Genomic DNA, 17,954 nt, shown 5'->3' with positions numbered 1-17,954 from the left:
AGGCATTGCATGCACAGCCCTCAAAACTGGCACGCGCATTGGCACTCATGAGCCCGTCAGGTCTTGCGTGCACAAATAGAGTCTTCTTTGCGCAATTCGGGGACTGCACGGCTGGCATGGGTGGTCCCGCATATGCTTAGCGAACGAAGGACGCCGAATCCCCCGCCTATGCAACTCCTCCTTCCTGCTCGTTACGCACTACGTTTCCGCCACGTTTTTGCAGCGGTGATTTTGCAGATGTCCGTCGCAGCCCAGGCACAGACACTTACTTGGGATGCAGACACATCCACATCCGGCCTGCAAAATGGCAATGGCAACTGGAACACCTCCAACACCAACTGGCTCAGCGGCTCCACCAACACATCCTGGGTCAACTCCGCCACGGCAGTCGCAGACATCGGCGGCGGCACCGCCATCACCACCGGAACATCTTCGGCACCGCTCACCATTACCGTTCAGTCAGACATTCAGCTCACCACACTGAACTTCCGTGGCTTCACGACAGCTCCCACCAGCTTCAATATGTACACCCTGCAAGGCGATGTGGCAGGACGCATCATCGACTTCGGAGCCAATGGCATCATTCAAATGGAAAACCTCTCCTCCGGTGGCTCGCAGTTTGTCGGCCTGGGTGCCAATCTCCGTCTGAAAGGAAGCAACCTGCGCATTCAAAAATACGGCACAGGCACGACCTTCCAGTACATCACACTTTCCATGGTTACAAATCCTGACCTGACAGGATCGTTCACCATCGGCGGCAGCATCTACGCCACCATCAGTACGCCAGGAACGCTTCAGGCTGTGGACCGCATCGTGGTGGAGGCAGGCGGCACGGCGGCGCTCAGTGGCACGGGTGCCAATTACACGCAGGCGTTTTCTCTGGCTGGCATTGGCAACAGCCTCACTTTTTCCGGCACGGCCTATGGAGCCATCCGTCTCGTCGCCAACAACATCACCCTCTCAGGCCCCATCACCCTGACGGCAGATGCCGGAATTCATACAAACTTTAGCGGCTCGAACGGCTTCAGCGGCACGATCTCTGGCTCGATCGGAGACAATGGGAACAACTTTTCCTTCAACCGCTTCACCTTCACACGGGGGGGAGACAGTGTGGTGACCATGACCGGAGCCAACACATATGGTGGAGCCACCATCCTCGGACGCAATGTGGCCAGTTACTCCGGCGGCACCACCATTCTGGATTTCAGCGCCGCAGGAGCCCCGCAGACCAACATCCTGTACAATGGTCTCGCCACCCCGGGAAACCTCGTGATGGCCAGCGGAAACTCCGCGACCACGCTGCGGCTCCAGGGCAATGCCGGACAGACAAACAGCCAGGCCTTCAAAGACCTCAGCGTTTCCGGCGCCTACAATGTGATCGAGCTCATCTCTGGCACAGGAGGCACCATCAACATGAGCATTGGCAGCATCAGCCGTGTGGAAACAACCGCGGTGCTCTCCGTGCTGGCCCCTTTCTCCGGCAGCATTGCCACCACACAGGCAGCGGGCTTTGCCGGCCCATGGATGACCTACAGCAGCGCCTACGGAGCCCGAAGCTGGGGACAGGTGGCAGGCGGGATCATCGCCGGAGGCTACACGGGAGACACCGTGCTGGCCGCAGGGCAAAATCTGGGGTCTGTACCCTTTTCAGCAGCCTCCAATGCCACCATCACCAGCGGCACCTCGGGCGCAGTCACAGCCGGCGCAGGCGCCACCAACCTCAACACGTTGACCACCACGGACAACACCGCCGCCCGTCTGGTTTCGCTCGGCGCCGGGCAGACGCTCCGCCTGGGTGTTCAGGGCGGCATCCAGATGCTCAATGGTGCTCTGGATCTCACCATCGGCTCTGCAGGCGCAGCCAGCACTCTGTCTGCAGGCGGCAGCGTGACCAACACCGCAGGCGTTCTCTTCCTCACCAATCTCTCCAGCACAGGCACTCTGACGGTCAATTCCGTCATCGCAAACAACGGCTCCGCAGCAGTCACTCTGGTGGCCAATGGTGCAGCCGGGTCGATTACGGCCCTTAGTGGCACCAGCACCTATTCGGGCGGCACGCAGATCTCCAGCGGCATTGTGCAAGTCCTCAGCGCAGGCGCACTCGGCACCTCGGGCACGGTCACAGTCCTGGATGGGGCCACACTCGCCCTGTCAGGTGGCATCACCCTGAGCCGTGCCCTGGCCGCCATAGAAGGCTTTGGGGATGGTGGCAATGGCGCCATTCGCAACCTCAGCGGCACCAACACCATCACGGGATTGATCACGCTCGCGGCCCCGGTGCTGATCACCGCAGACGCTGGCACCGTGCTCAATCTCGGCACTTCACCTGCCACCACCATCCTTAGCGGCAGCAATTTCCTGAACTTTGGCGGTTCTGGCACGATCAATGTGGGCGGCGCCATTGCCGCCGTCTCCGGCTTTGTCAAAACGGGTCTTGGCACGCTCGTGCTGAGCGGCACAAACACCTACACGGGTTCCATCACCCTGAGCCTTGGCACCCTGAAGCTCGGCACGGCCACCACCTTGGGCTCTGCCTCGGTGGCCCTCAGTTCAGGCGGTGTTTTGGAGCTGAACGGCTTCAGTGTCAGCAATGCGGTTAGCATTGCCGGTGCGGGCAGTGGCAGCGGAGCCGTCATCAGCAGCAATGGCGCAGCCACCTTGACCGGCGCCGTTTCATTGACGGCCTCCGCCATGCTCGGCGGCGGGGGAGATCTCACCATCAATAACTCCGGCGGCCTTACCGGCAATGTGCTGCTGACCAAGACCGGCAGCAGCACACTCACCATCATCAGCACCGCCACCAGCGCACGCACCGGCACAACACAGATTGACTCCGGCATCCTGCGCCTTCAGGCCACGGCAGCCTCCATTGCCCCCATAGGCACAGGCGCCTTCGCGCTCAATGGCGGCACCCTGAGCCTGGGCTTCGATGCCACCACCACTTTCACCAATGTGGTCAATCTGATCAAGGACAGCACCATCATCGCGGACCGTGCCTCATCGGGCGCCGGCTCCACGGTCACCACACTCAGCACACTCACCATCGGCGGAAACACCCTGACTGTGAAAGCTGGCGGCAATGTCACCAGCGGCACGATCGGTCTCACCCTGGGCTCAGTCAGCATAGGCGGTGTCTCGATGCGCCCCGGAAATCCGACCTTCGACGTGCAAAGCTCGGACAATGCCGCACTGACTCTCACCCTTGGGGCCTTCAACGATCAGGCTATCGCACCGCGCACCCTCACCTTTCAAAACAGCGGCACAGCGGCCAGCTCCATCACCCTGGGCTCGGCGGCCAGCAGTCTGGTGGACGGCACCATCGTGAACATAGCAAACACGGGAGGTGCCGTGAACTTGACCCTTTCCACCACGACATCTCTCGGCAGTCTGGCCCAGGTCACAGTCGGCAGTGGCAACACCCTCACGGCAGGCATCACCAACATTGTCCTCGGCTCACTCTCCGGAAGCGGCACCGTCAGGGCTGCAGGTGCCTACACACTCATCGTGGGCAACAACAGCAGCGCCACGCCCCCCAGCAGCACTTTCACCGGCATCCTGGCCAACGGCTCCGGCACCCTGGCATTGACCAAGGCAGGTCTTGGCACTTTGACACTCAGCGGCAGCGCCTCAAACACCTACACCGGACTCACCACCGTCAATGCGGGCACTTTGATTCTGGGCAAAACAGGCGGCGCAACCTCCACGGGCGGCGGAGCACTCACCATCGGGGTAGCGGCCGCCAGCACCGTCGGCAATGCCACCGTGCGGCTCGACGGCGATGAGCAGATGGCTGTCACAGCCACCTCGGACCTCACCATCAATGCAGGCGGCACGCTGGACATGAACGGCCATACACTGACGGTCAACACCCTGGTGGCCTTCTTCGGCTCCACCGTTTCCGGCTCTGGCACGCTGACCATCAATCGCACTGCGGGCACCATTGCCTTTTCCGGCATCAACACCTTCAGCCCGACCCTCCAGATCACCACCGCTTCCAGCGCTATCGCAACACGCACGGTCCAGGTCACCAACGTCGCCGACAGGCTCACCCTCAGCGGCTCAATCACCGAGACATCAGGCATTGCAGGCTCCATCACAAAGACCATGTCCGGCACCTTGATTCTCAGCGGAGACAATAGCTACACCGGTCTCACCATTGTCAGCGCCGGCATTCTCAACATACGCAGCGCCACCGCCCTCGGCACCATCACCTCCGGCACATCCGTCACCAGCGGCGCCACCCTGCAGATTCAGGGCGGCATCACCACTCAGGCAGAAGCCCTGACTCTTGCCGGAGGCTCAGGCTTCGTCGGCTCCGCAGGTCTGGGCATCCAAACCGGCGCCTTGGTCAATGTCAGCGGCATCAACAACTATGCAGGGCTGATCACCCTCTCCACCTCTGCCGTCACGATTTCGTCCGACAGCGGCACCCTCAATCTCACCAACACTGGCCCGCTTACAGGCGCAGGCATTGGTTTGATCCTGGCAGGCGCTGGTGACGGCAGCATCTCCAGCGTCATCGGCACCACCACCGGCACCCTGACCAAGAACGGCACAGGCACCTGGACACTCAAAGGCGTCAACACCAGCACAGGAGCCATCACCATCAACGCAGGCACCTTGAAACTGGGAGACGGAACCTCCGGCAGCTGGAGCACCGCCCCGGGTCTGACCTACACCGGCAGCGGCATTTTCGAGTATGCTGGAGGCGCTGTTTCTGGCACACAGGCTTTTGGCGCACTGACACTCACCACCGGCAGCGGAGTGCTGAAAGTGGTCGCCCCGGCCTCCGGCACCAATTCACTGTCGTTCACCTCGCTCGTAGCTTCAGCTCTTGGCACCGGGCTCAACATTGTCTCGCCGGCAAACACCAGTGTGACCATCACCGGCGCCGCAAATACCAACGGCATCGTCAATCCGCGCATCACCTACAACGGCGCTGATTTCGCCGCCGCCACCTCTGGAGTCATCGGGGCCTCAGCCACCACCACGGCCACCAGCAGCCTCACAGCCGGCAACACCACCCCCTACCTCATCAGCGGCTCATTCCTGCAAACCACCTCCTCCATCATCAATGCGGGCTTGAAATTCACAGGCGGCGACACCCTGACGCTCGACACCGGCATCCTTCTCACCATCAACAATGGCACAAACGCCCCCGGCGGCATCCTCGTCACCGGTGGCGTGGCCGCAGTCATCGCTGACGGCCTCTCCGCCACCGGCCTCACCACGGGCGGCAGTGGAGATCTGGTGATCGGCACCAATGCAGCCGGCGACAGCCTCAGCATTCAGGTCTCCATCACTAGCACGACCACCGGAGGCGTCACCAAAAACGGTGCAGGCACACTCACCCTTGCCGTTGCCAATGCCTACACGGGCGCCACCAACATCAACGCCGGAACTTTGATCCTCGGCAACGCCGCATCTCTCAGCAGCTCTGCGGCGACTGTTCAGGTGGGCGGCGTGCTCGACCTCAACGGCAAGCTCATCATCAACACGGCCACACTCAACGGCACCGGCATCGGCAGCAGTGGCGCGCTGCTCAACAACAGCAGCACGGCGGCCGCCATCGGTGCTCTGACCATTGGCTTGGGCAATGGCACCGGAGGCATCGGGGCCAGCATCGGAGGCAGCGGCGACATCACCTCCACCGGCGTTCTCTCTGGCAACAACATCCTCGTCAAAACCGGCACCGGCACCCTCACCTTTGGCAACAATGCGGGCACCGCGCTGGCAAGCACACGCACGGCGGCAGTCCGCATCGACTCAGGCACCCTGCGCATCAGCAACTCCACCTCCGCCATCGGCACATCTTCTGCGGCCATCATTCTCAACGGTGGCACGCTGAGCCTCGGCAGCACAGCCAGCGTGGTGGCATATCCGGTCTCCGTGACGTCCAGCTCCACCATTGTCTCCGATGTCTTCACCTCGGGTGCCGGACTCACTCACACCCTCGGAGCGCTCGCCATAGGCGCACAGACACTTACCATTCAGGCTGGCGGCAATGTCACTACGGCTGGAACCAATGCCGGCATCACCTTCGGAGCCACCACACTGCTCGACAGTCCCACGTTTGACGTTCAGAGCCCCACCACGGCCTCCAGCGGCACCACCACACTGACACTGGGCGCATTGAGCGACCTCGGCGTGGCCAGGACCCTCACGTTCATGAACAGCGGCACATCCACCATCAACAGCTCCGTCATCCTGGGCACCGCCATGGCGAGCCTCATCGACGGCACGGTGGTAAAGGTCAACAGCGGCGCCTTTGCCGGCGTGACCCTGAATTTGAACATCGCGGCGGCACTCGGCACACTGGCCCAGGTGACGGTCAGCGGAAACAGCCAGATCAGCCTCGGGGCCGCGCAGACGATTGGCTCACTGGCCGGGGATGGCACAGTCAAAGCAGCCGGCGTCTACACCCTGACCATTGGCAACGCCAGCAGCGCCACACCGTTGAGCACCGAATTCACCGGAACACTGAGCAATGGCTCCGGCACTTTGGCGGTGACCAAGTCCGGCCTCGGCACGCTCACCCTCAGCGGTACAAACTCCTACACCGGCGCCACCACCGTCAGCCTCGGCATCCTCAGGCTGAAAAGCAGCTCTGCGCTGGGCAGCACCACCGGCGTGATCATCAGCGCGGGTGGCACGGTGGATTTGAACGGCCAGAGCACTGACCGCAGCTTCACCAGCATCAGCGGAACAGGGCACAACGGCATCGGAGCCATCATCAACTCCAGCAGCACGACCGCAACCATCACCGGCACAACGGTGCTGGGTGCTGCGTCCAAAATCGGCGGCACAGGCAACATCCTCATCAGCAACTCCGGCGGCCTGACCGGCAGTGTCCTGCTCACCAAATTTGGCAGCGGCACGCTCACCTTCATCAGCACCAGCGCCAGTGCACGGAGCGGAACCAATCAGATCGATGAAGGCACGCTGCGCTTGCAGGCGGCGAGCGCCATTGCCGTGGTCGGCACCGGCTCCATGGCCATGAATGGCGGCACTCTCAGCCTGGGTTTTGACGCCAGTGGCACGATCAGCAATCCGGTCAATGTGCTGGCCAGCTCCACCATCATCGCAGACCGCGCCACCGCCGGCGCAGGAGGCCAGACCTTCACCATGGGCGCCGTTGTCATCGGCAGCAATACCCTGACGGTGAAAGCAGGCGGCAATGTGACCAGCGGCACAATCGGGCTGACCCTGACCACCATCACCATCGGCGGCCCGGCTCTGTCTCCCGGCAATCCGGTCTTCGATGTCCAGGGCACCTCCAGCGCAGCCATGAATCTGACATTGGGCGCGCTGACTGACCAAGCCATCGCCCCTCGCATCATCACCTTCCAAAACAGCAGCGCGGGAACCACTGGCAGTGTGACTCTCGCCACTGCAGCCAGCAGCCTTTTGGACGGCACTCAGATCGTCCTCGCCGGCACCGGCGGCGCCATCACCTTGAATCTCAACAACGCCACGGCCATAGGCGCATTAAGCCAGCTTTCCATGGCTGCTGGCAGCACCCTCTCGCTGGGCACCTCGCAAACCATCAGTTCCCTCAATGGCAGTGGCACTGTGACCGCCACGTCCAATTCGCTCCTCACCATCGGCAACCCTCAGAGTCAGACCTCACCAGATTCCGCATTCTACGGCTCCCTGACCGGCGCAAACCTCTCCGTGGTCAAAGCCGGCACCGGCACACTGACCTTGGGCGGCAGCACTGACAACACTTTCTCCGGCTCTTCGGGGCTGGCAGTCAGCAGCGGCACGCTCGTGCTGGCAAAAAGCTCTGGTGCAGTGGCCGTTTCCTCCAAGCTCATCATCGGCACCGTCGGCGCATCATCTGGCAGTGCCACGGTTCAGCTGGCCGGAACTGGCCAGATCTCCACATCGGCCACCGTGATCATGAATGCCCGCAGTTTTCTGGACCTGAACGGCTACAACACCACCTTGGGCACATTCGTTGGCACCCCAGGCGGCACGATTTACAACAACGCCTCGGGCACCGCCACCACCCTCACTGTAGGCGCTGGGGACACCTCAGGCCAGCACCTTGGCTCCATCCGGGACAACACCAGCGGCACCGGCACCGTGGCTCTGACCAAGACCGGTTCAGGAGCCTTCGTTCTGGGAGGATATAACACCTACACCGGCACCACCCTCGTTCAGGCAGGTTCACTGCAGGTAGGCCTCACAGGCATGGGCACCAGCGGCACGGGCGCAGTCACTGTGCAAAGCGGGGCCACCCTCCTCGGCTCCGGAGTCGTTCAGGGCTCCAGCTTCACCGCAGCCAGCGGCGCTACCGTTCAGGCTGGAGACAGCACAGCCCAGAGCAGCTTCGGCACCCTCACATTCCAGCCCGGCACAGGCTCCGGCACCATCGATTTCCAGGCAGGCAGCACCATCATTCTTGGCCTCAATCCGGGAGGCACATCAGACCTGCTCAACATTGTTGGCAACGGCTCCACCTCTCTCCTCTTCAATGGCAGCCTCACCGTCACCGCCACGGCTTTCACTCCCGCCGCACCGGCCGTCTTCAATCTCGTGGACTGGTCCGGACTCGCGGCATCCCCCACCTTTGACAGCCGCTTCAGCTACACCGGCCAGCTTTATGGCAACGGAGATGAAGCCAGCGGCTTCGACCTCCCTGATGTGTCAGGTTCGGGCTACATATGGGACATCAGCAGCTTCACCACCGATGGCACCATCGCCCTCGTCCTCGTGCCAGAGCCATCCCGCTGGATGCTGCTGGGCGTCGGCCTTGGCATTCTGATGCTCCGTCGCAGACGCTAGCTCGCCACCTTTTCTTGGCATTCCTGTCAAATGCACAAAAAGGGTCTCCTTCGCCTTTTTTAGCGTCTGCACGGCGTCCTCCATGGTCTCATGGATGCTTTGCAAAGAGGGGCTGAATCCCCCCTCTCATGCCAATTCCCCCCCTCACATGCCGCCGGACTCGCATCCGGCATTTCTGCGCACCACTGGCTGCAGCTTTTTTACTCCCCTGCCTGTCCTTCGCCGCCTCAAGCCTGACCTGGGATGCCGATGGCACAGCAGGCGGCGCCACCGGGGGAACAGGAAACTGGAACACCACGTCGTTGTTTTGGAATCTTTCCAATGTTATGCGGGCATGGAATAATGCCAGCAGCGACATCGCCATCTTTGGCGGCACGGCCGGAACGGCCACACTGACGGAAGCCATCACGGCAGGCGGGCTGACTTTTAACGTCGATGGCTACACGCTCGCTGGCAATGGCAACACGCTGACTCTGGGAGGCAATGTGACCGTCACAAACACCGGCACTCGCGCACTGCTTCAGTCCAGCATCACCCTGGCCGCAGCCACGACCTTCACCGGCTCGGGAGATCTGACCTTTGACACCGGCTACAGCATGAGTGGCGGGAATTTCGGCATCTCCAAAACCGGCACGGGAACCCTCTATCTCAAAGGTTCCATCACGGACGGAGGCACTCTGACCATCAGTGGCGGCACCACCAATTTGTCGGGAAGTTACACGCGCACAAGCTACTCCACATCCTACGGCTTGTCTGTGACCGGCGGCGTTTTCAATGTCACCGGCACATTGGGCACGTCAGCGGCCAATCCCACCGGCCAGACGGCTTTTTCAGGCGGCAGCATCACCAACTTTTCAGGCACCGCCTATCTCTCCGGCTCCTCCTCCACGTTCAGGGTTGGGGAAGGCACCAGCGCCACGGTCAATGTCACCGCCGGCACTCTGACAATTGGTTCGAGTTCAGGTGGCCTGGTTCTGGGGCGCAGCGCCTCCATCGCAAACGGTTATTTGAATATCTCAGGCGGCACGCTCAACGTGGCAGGCAGCGCCTCCCGCATCCGCATCGGCGCAGGCTACTCAGACACAGAGTCCAGCGGCGCCAGCGTCATGACCATTTCCGGAACGGGCGTGTTTGACACCAATGCCTCCTCCTCGGACACCATTCTGCTCGGCTCCAATTTGCTTGGCAACACGACCAGCACCGGCACCATCAATCTCGACGGAGGCACACTCGCCACCAACCGCACCATCACCGGCGGCCTCTACGCAGCCTCCATTTTCAATTTCAACGGCGGCACACTGAAGTCCAATGGGACTACCGTCACTCTGGCCACCAGCCTGACCACGGTCAACATGCGCAATGGTGGCGCGGTGATCGACACCAACGGCTTCGCCATCTCCATTGCCAAGGCGCTGACTCATTCCAGCATCATCGGAGACAATGCCACGGATGGTGGTCTGACCAAAATCGGACTCGGCACACTGACCCTGTCCGGCACCGAAGCCAACACCTACACAGGCATCACCCTCATCAAAGCCGGTGAACTGGACCTTTCGAAAACCACCGGAATCAACGCCATCTCCGGCCCTGTTACCATTGGCGATGGCACCACCTCAGCCATACTGAAACTCATCGCCAGCGACCAGATTGCCGACACCAGCGTCATCACCTTTTATGGCACTGGGGCAACCGCTGGCATCTTCCGTCTCAACAACAGGAGTGAAACCATCGGCGGCCTCAGCAGCACGGCCGGCGCGGGCATCATTGAAAACGAGTCAGGCATCGCCGCGACGAGCACACTCACCGTCAATGTTGACTCAGGCTCCCAGACTTTCAGCGGCATCCTCCGCAATGGAGACGGCACAGGGACAGATGGCACGCTCGCTTTCACCAAAGCAGGCGCCGGCACCCTGACCCTCGGCGGCACAAACACCTACACAGGCGCGACGGTGGTCAGCTCGGGCACATTGATCCTCACCGGCACCAGCACTTACGCAGGCAGCACAACGATCAACGGCGGCATGCTCACTCTTGGCAGCACCAACTCATTTTCGAACAGCACCCTGATCAACGCAGGCACCCTGCTTATCAACGCAGCCAGTGCCTTCTCCGGCAGCATCACCATCACTGCCGGCGGCACGCTCCAGTTTGGAACCAGCAACGCCATTTCGACCACCCCGGTCCTGAACCTCACCGGAGCTGGCGGGAGCAGTACGGCGACGTTCGCCCTGAATGGCTATAACTGGACTTCCGGAGCCATCAACTTTTACGACGCCACCTCGGGAGCGACGAGCACAGGCACCATCAGCATCGGCAGTGGCGGCACGCTGACTCTGGGTGGCACGGTCACCGTCACCAGCACCAGCAATCCCCTGGGCGCACTCATTAGCGGCGGCACACTGGATCTCGGAGCCGCCACACGCACCTTCGCCATCAATGACAGTGGCAATGCCGTGCATGATCTCACCATCTCATCCGCCATCACCTCTGCGGGCGGAACGTACGGCATCATCAAAACTGGCATGGGCAGTCTGCTGCTGAGCGGCGGCGTGAACATCGCAGGCGGTGTCACCGTCTCCAGCGGTGTGCTGGAGATCGCTGGCACGTTCACCAATGGCACCAGCACCACCAGCGTGGGTGCGGTCTCCACACCAGGAATGCTGCTGCTCGGCACGGGGGCAGATTATTCCACCAAAACGCTCGCCATCGGCAGCAGCGCAGGTTTTCAAGGGGCCCTGCTCATGCGCGGCGGCACGCTGACGCTCACACCCACAGATCCCCAGACAGGCATCTCTCTTGGGGGCCCGGGCTATGGCAGCCTGTTCCTGTCCTCCGGAACCATCAACACCAAACGGGTTGACTCGCTGGACGGCACCACCGCCGCATCCATTGCTGTCATGCAGATCAGCGGCGGCACGCTCAACACCTCCAACTACATCATGTTCCGTAACGAGCGCTGGGAGTTCACCGTCACTGGCGGGCAGGTGCTGCGAACAGGAGACGCCATCGCGCTGGGCTTCCGCAGCGGCGGCACTTCGGGCACGGCCACCACCACCGCACAGGGCGTCATGACAATGGCCGGAGGTGTGGTCAACAACGCCGGCTACACCATCACCATCGCCCAGCAGAACAACAACACGGCGCTTGGCACCACCTATCTCAATCTCGATGCCGGCACACTGATCAACAACCAGATCGTCCACTACAACAACACGGGTGCCGCCAACAATGCCGTCGTCAATTTTAACGGCGGCACGCTGCAGGCGGGTGGAAACACCACCGCCTTCATCACAGACAGCGGCACAGGAGGAACGGGAACCCTGACCGCATATGTCAACGGCGCTTTCGGCTCCTTCAATGGCGGCGCTGTGATCAATACGAACGGATTCAACGTCACCATCCCCATCGCCCTGAGCACGCCCACTGGGAACGGCGTCGCCAGCATTGCCGTCACAGACGGTGGCAGCGGATATTATGGGGCGCCGTATGTGGAGATCAGCGGCGGTGGTGGCACCGGAGCCACGGCCTTTGCCACAGTGGACCTCGATCCCGCCAGCCCCACGTATGGCAAAATCCTGAGCGTCACCATCAGCAATCCCGGCGTCGGCTACACCTCCGCCCCCACCGTGACCTTGCTCGGCGGCGGTGGCAGCGGCGCAGTTCTGGGCACCGTCACCACCGCGGCAAACACCTCCGGAGGACTCATCAAAAACGGCCTCGGCACGCTCACGCTCTCCGGCTCCGCAGCCAATACCTTCACCGGTGGCTCCTTCATCACCGCAGGTGAACTGGACCTCGCCAAAAACACAGGGGTAACAGCGATCGCCGGCAGTATTACCGTGGGAGACGGCACAGCCTCCGCCGTGCTCAAGCTCATCAACAGCGAACAGATCGCCGACACGAGCGTGGTCACACTTGAGGGCAGCGGCTCCAATGCCGGAATCCTGCGCCTCAACAATCTGGCAGAAACCATCGGCGGGCTCAGCAGCACCGGCGGCGCAGGCATTGTTGAAAACGAGTCCGGCTCCGTCTCCACCGGCACGCTCACCGTCAACGTCGCCTCCGGCACACAATCCTTCAGCGGCACGCTGCGCAACGGTGACGGCTCAGGCACGGACGGCACGCTCGCATTTGCCAAAACTGGCGCAGGAACCCAGGTGCTCTCAGGCACCAACACCTACTCGGGCACAACAACCGTCAGCGCGGGCGTGCTGCAGATCGGCAGTGATGGAACCGGATCCTCCGGCACTGGCGCCGTGACCGTGCAGAATGGCGCAACCCTGACTGGCACAGGCATCGTTCAGGGCACCAGCTTCACTGCGGCCAGCGGTTCCACAGTCCAGGCCGGAGACGGCACCTCTCAGGCCAACTATGGAACCCTGACCTTTGCCCCAGCGTCAGGCTCGGGAACAATCAATTTTCAACCTGGCAGCACCATCATCCTCGGCATACGCCCGGGCGGCACCTCCGACCTGCTAAACATCGTGGGCACCGGCACGAACACCCTGCTCTTCAACGGCAACCTCACCGTCACCGCAGACGCCTTCATGCCCACAGCACCGGAGGTCTTCAATCTGCTCGACTGGACGGGGCTCACCGTCGCCCCCATCTTCGCCAGTCGCTTCAACTTCACTGGACTGCTCAGCGGCAATGGTGATGAAGCCAACGGCCTCGACCTCCCTGACATTTCCGGCTCAGGCTTCTATTGGGACATCAGCGGCCTCACCTCCAACGGCTCCGTTGCCATCGTCCTCATCCCCGAACCTTCGCGCGCTTTTCTGCTGGGGCTGGGTCTGGCATTCGCTTTTTTCAGGCGCAGACGCTCACAATAAATCAGCCGGGCATCACTGCCCGGCTGATGAGTAGATCCAAAATGAACCGTTCAAATCACGCCTTGGGCGTGTCTGCGGTGCTCTCAGGCAGCTTCGGAGCCTTGATGTAATCGGCTGGGAGATCCCCTTTCAAAGCCTTGAGGAAGGTGACGATCGACGCCGTTTCTTCGTCACTGAGCTGTTTGCCAAGCTGGTATTCGGCCATCTTCTTGACCATCTCGTCCAGGGTCTTGACCGAACCATCGTGCAGGTAGGGACCTGTTTCAGTGATGTTACGCAGGCTTGGCACTTTGAAGAAGGCCTTTTCCCCCTCGTTCTTGGTGACGTCCGCACGGCCATTGTCCTTGAGATCAGGCCAGGCCTTCACCAGACCGAGCTTCTGATACATCATGCCGCCTACGGCCACACCGTTATGGCAGGTGACGCAGCCGGTTTTGGCAAATGTGGCAAAACCTTTCTTTTCCTCGGCGCTGAGAGCCTCCTTGTTGCCCTTCAGGAACGCATCCCACTTGGAAGGCGTGAGCAGCTTGCGCTCAAAGGCACCCACGGCTTTGCCGAAGTTGTTGTAGTTCACTGGGTCAGCCTCACCCGGGAAAGCCGCTTTGAAGGCCTCCACATAGCCGGGCATGCTCTTCAGCACCTTGATCACAAACTCCTCGCTCGGAGCTCCCATCTCGACAGGGTTCAGCACCGGCCCCTTGGCCTGCTCCTCCACACTCGGTGCGCGGCCATCCCAGAACTGGGCGATGTGAAGCGCTGCATTGTAAACTGAAGGCGAGCTCCGGCCGCCGAGCTTGCCCTCATGCCCCGGAGAAAACGGCAGGTTGTCATTGCCGTATTTGTCCAGCACGTGGCAGGAGTTGCAGGACATCTTTCCGCCCTTTGAAATACGGGTCTCAAAGTAGAGCTGGCGTCCCAGGTTGATCTTCGCTTCTGTGAGTTCGTTCGTGGGAGATGCCGCCTCGGCTGGCAGCGGCATGAACATCGGCAGAAAGGCTTCGGAGAGATCCGCCTGCGCAAAAGCAGAGGATGCGCTCAGGCCGGTGATAAGAGCAAGGATTCGTGCGGTGGACTTCATGTGGATGATTGGGTTTAAAACAGCTGGTCGATACGTCCCCTGAATGCCGTGGGTTTCAAGGGAATGCGACTGAGACGATTTCTCATCATCCAAGTCAGCTTCAAATTGACGGAAACCCGCACAGACGTCTAGGCTGAAAGAATGATCTCAAAATCTTTTCTCCTCCTGCTTGCTGCAGCAAGCATGGCTCTGGGTCAGCAGCCAGTCGGCGATGGCAAGACGGATGACACAGCCGCGCTCCAGCACATGTTCGACACGGTCGGAAGCGTGAAGCTGCCCAAAGGCACATATCGCATCACCAAGACCCTGAAAATCGACCTGACCAAGACGGGATATGCCGCCCTGAGTGGTGATGGCACGGTCCGGCTCGTCATGTCTGGGCCGGGCCCCGCGCTGCATTTCCTAGGCACGCATGAAGGCTCCGCGGCACCCGAGTCCTTCAAACCCGAAGTATGGGAAAACCAGCGCACCCCCATGGTGGAGGGCATCGAAATCGTGGGAGCGCACGCCGAGGCAGACGGGATCGAAGCCACCGGCACCATGCAGATCACCCTCAGCCGTGTCGTCGTTCGCGAATGCCGGCACGCGGTGCATCTCTCCACTCGTAATCGCAACGTGCTGATCTCCGCCTGCCATTTCTACCACAACACCGGCATCGGCGTGTTTTATGACAACGTGAACCTCCACCAGTCCAACATCGTCGGCAGTCACATCAGCTACAATGGCGGCGGCGGTGTCGTCTCTGTCGGCGGCAACGTACGCAACCTCCACATCGGCACCTGCGACATCGAGGGCAACCACGCCAAGGACGGCCCTCCCAGCGCCAATGTGATGCTCGACTCACGCGGCGGCTCCATCGGCGAAGTCACCATCACCGGCTGCACGCTCCAGCACACGCACAAGTCGCCCGACTCAGCCAACATCCGCATCATCGGCTCCGGCACGGATCCGTCCCTTCTCCGCCGCGCAGGGCGCGAGCACACCCGTGAGGGCAATGTCACCATCACTGCCAACGTGTTCAGCGATGTGCAGGTGAATGTGGAAGTCCAGCACTCGCGTGGCGTCACGATCACCGGAAACACCTTCTGGGAAGGCTTTCAGCACGATCTCGTCGTCGCAGACAGCAGCAACATCGTGGTCACAGGCAACAATTTTGACCGCAACCCGCGCTACCTCGTGAATGGCAACGACAACGCGGAAAAAAACGGCGTCGTCTTTCTCCGCTGCGATGACAGCGTTCTCAGCAGCAATGTGATCAGCGGCGTGTGGAAGCAGCGCGCCGCAGTTGACGTCCAGTCCTGCAACCGCCTGCAGATCGCCCACAACAGCATTCTCGACTCCGATGGCGCCGGCCTTCACCTCGAAGAGGTGAGCAACAGCATGATCGTCGGCAACATCATCCGGGATGACCGTGAAGAGGAAAGCCGCAGCAAAGCCCCCTCCCTCAGCGTTGTCGGCGGCAAGGCAAACGTCATTGAGCAGAATGTGCTTGGCAACAAATAACCTGGCCATCGACGCATGACCGCAGCATCCGCCACCTGGCTGCTGGCACGGGCCCATGGCCGGATGCTGCGTCACAAGCTGCGCTCCGGCATGCTCGAAAACCGTCTGCTCAGCCTGACGGTCGGCGGCTTTCTGGGGCTTTACAGCCTCGCTGCCTACCTCCTGGTGGGACGCGGGCTGGATTTCATAATGAAGCTCCCCCTCATCGGCCCCCTGCTCACGGAGCGCCTGGTGTTTCTGCTCTTCTTTTTCTTCTTCGTGATGCTGGTCATTTCCAATGCCACCATCACCGGCATGAGCCTCTTCCGGCGCAAGGACATGGAATGGCAGATTGCACTCCCGCTGCCGCCGCGCAGCCTCGTTTTGTGGAAGACCCTCGAGGGCATGCTGCTCGCCAGTTGGGGCCTTTTTCTGCTCAGCACTCCCATCCTGCTGGCTCTTGCCCAGGCTTACAAGGCGGACTCACGCTTCATGCTTGCCGTCCTTCCCGCAGTGCTCGCCCTGGTCACGATCGCCGCCAATGTCTCCACCTGGCTGCTGATCATCCTGGTCCGCTGGGCCAGACGCTGGATGTGGAAGCCCCTGCTCGCTCTCGTGCTGCTCCTGCTGGTCCAGACACTCCCCTTCTGGCATTCCAGTGTCGAAACCCTGAACTCAGGAGACTTGAGCGCCAGCCTCAACCAGATCCTGCGGCACACGGAGATCTGCATGCATCCGCTGCTGCCCAGCTCATGGGTGGCTGAAACGATCCAGGCTGCCGGGCGCGGCACCTTTGAGCGCACGGTGTTCTTCAATCTCGTGCTCCTCGCCAACGCACTGATGAGCATCCTCGTCACCACACGCATCGCCAGCGCCCTCTACTACCCCGCCTGGAACCGGATCATGAGTGCGGCACCGGAAGCGACTCGCAAAGCCAGATCCCCCGTTTCTCGCGCCAGTTCCGGACGCCTCACTCAATGGCTCCGCAGCATCCTGGCGCTTGATCGCGCCTCCTTTGCGCTCCTCGTCAAAGAGGTCCGCACTTTCCTGCGCGAGCCCGTCCAGTGGGGGCAGTCAGCCATCATCTTCGGACTGCTGCTCATCTATTCCATGAATCTGCGCAAGCTCGGTTACGACCTGCAGAGCCCCTTCTGGATCACCGTGGTCAGTCATCTGAATCTGCTGGTCTGCTGTCTCGCCCTTTCCACCCTGACGACGCGTTTCATCTACCCTCAGTTCAGCCTCGAAGGCCAGCGGCTCTGGATTTTAGGGCTCTCCCCCCTCCCACTGCACCGCGTGCTGTCCCTGAAACTACGCCTCAGCGCCAGTGTACTCGCTCTCATCATGGTGACGTTGGTCGTCGTCTCAGGTGCCTCCCTCGGACTGCCCGGCCAGCGCATCCTCTTTTTCAGCGCGGCTATTCTGATGCTCAGCTACGGCCTGACCTCGCTGGCCCTCTCCCTCGGAGCCCTGGTGCCCAACTTCCGCGAGTCCAATCCGGCACGCATTGTCTCTGGCTTCGGCGGCACGGTCTGCCTCATCGCCAGCTTTGTTTACATCGTCGGCGGCATGGTCCTTCTGCTCATCCCTTCCTGGCAAAATCTACGGCAGGACGCCGTGGCCATGGCAGGCTACAATGGCAGGATCGAGCTGGCGGCCCTGACTGGACTGGCTCTGTTAACCGTGGCTTTTGGAGGCATTCCTTACTTTTTTGCCAAACGCCAGACGAAAAATCTGGAATACTTAAGACATCTGTAGTATCTGGATACTGG

General features: G+C 61.2%; 5 protein-coding genes and 1 pseudogene. 5 read left to right on the top strand and 1 reads right to left on the bottom strand.

What is annotated here, in order from left to right; genetic code table 11:
- Window positions 1–132: 132 nt before the first annotated feature.
- From ACFQDI_RS13200 to ACFQDI_RS13190, 3 genes and pseudogenes are all read left to right on the top strand, one after another.
- Window positions 133–2,499: pseudogene (locus ACFQDI_RS13200) on the top strand (beta strand repeat-containing protein); the annotation flags it as partial.
- 192 nt (window positions 2,500–2,691) lie between these two features.
- Window positions 2,692–8,790 carry an autotransporter-associated beta strand repeat-containing protein gene (locus tag ACFQDI_RS13195; RefSeq protein WP_377167781.1) on the top strand — a complete coding sequence of 2,033 codons (6,099 nt, stop codon included), beginning with the start codon at window positions 2,692–2,694 and terminating at the stop codon, window positions 8,788–8,790.
- A gap of 128 nt (window positions 8,791–8,918) precedes the next feature.
- Window positions 8,919–13,622: an autotransporter-associated beta strand repeat-containing protein gene (locus ACFQDI_RS13190; protein WP_377167265.1), complete on the top strand. Its 4,704-nt coding sequence runs from the start codon at window positions 8,919–8,921 to the stop codon at window positions 13,620–13,622.
- Between the two features lie 55 nt (window positions 13,623–13,677).
- Here the strand turns inward: ACFQDI_RS13190 and ACFQDI_RS13185 are convergent, their stop codons facing one another.
- Window positions 13,678–14,700: a cytochrome-c peroxidase gene (locus tag ACFQDI_RS13185; protein WP_377167263.1), complete on the bottom strand. Its 1,023-nt coding sequence runs from the start codon at window positions 14,698–14,700 to the stop codon at window positions 13,678–13,680.
- A gap of 141 nt (window positions 14,701–14,841) precedes the next feature.
- On the opposite strand from ACFQDI_RS13185, the gene ACFQDI_RS13180 reads away from it, so the two are divergent.
- The gene (locus ACFQDI_RS13180; protein ID WP_377167261.1) at window positions 14,842–16,203 is read left to right on the top strand and encodes a right-handed parallel beta-helix repeat-containing protein; all 1,362 of its coding nucleotides are present in this window, start codon (window positions 14,842–14,844) and stop codon (window positions 16,201–16,203) included.
- Window positions 16,204–16,218: 15 nt separating this feature from the next.
- Entirely contained in the window at window positions 16,219–17,940 is a 1,722-nt protein-coding gene (locus ACFQDI_RS13175; protein ID WP_377167259.1) for a putative ABC transporter permease subunit, read from the top strand.
- Window positions 17,941–17,954: the final 14 nt, after the last annotated feature.

The sequence above is a fragment of the Prosthecobacter fluviatilis genome (assembly GCF_042655725.1).
In the GTDB taxonomy this organism is placed as follows: domain Bacteria; phylum Verrucomicrobiota; class Verrucomicrobiia; order Verrucomicrobiales; family Verrucomicrobiaceae; genus Prosthecobacter; species Prosthecobacter fluviatilis.
This window is presented reverse-complemented; position numbering and strand designations above follow the sequence as displayed.

What these genes read in the sequence shown, in the direction of transcription:
- ACFQDI_RS13185 (WP_377167263.1), bottom strand. Translation starts at nt 14,700, where the DNA reads ATGAAGTCCACCGCACGAATCCTTGCTCTTATCACCGGCCTGAGCGCA.
- ACFQDI_RS13190 (WP_377167265.1), top strand. Translation starts at nt 8,919, where the DNA reads ATGCCAATTCCCCCCCTCACATGCCGCCGGACTCGCATCCGGCATTTC.
- ACFQDI_RS13195 (WP_377167781.1), top strand. Translation starts at nt 2,692, where the DNA reads ATGCTCGGCGGCGGGGGAGATCTCACCATCAATAACTCCGGCGGCCTT.
- ACFQDI_RS13175 (WP_377167259.1), top strand. Translation starts at nt 16,219, where the DNA reads ATGACCGCAGCATCCGCCACCTGGCTGCTGGCACGGGCCCATGGCCGG.
- ACFQDI_RS13180 (WP_377167261.1), top strand. Translation starts at nt 14,842, where the DNA reads ATGATCTCAAAATCTTTTCTCCTCCTGCTTGCTGCAGCAAGCATGGCT.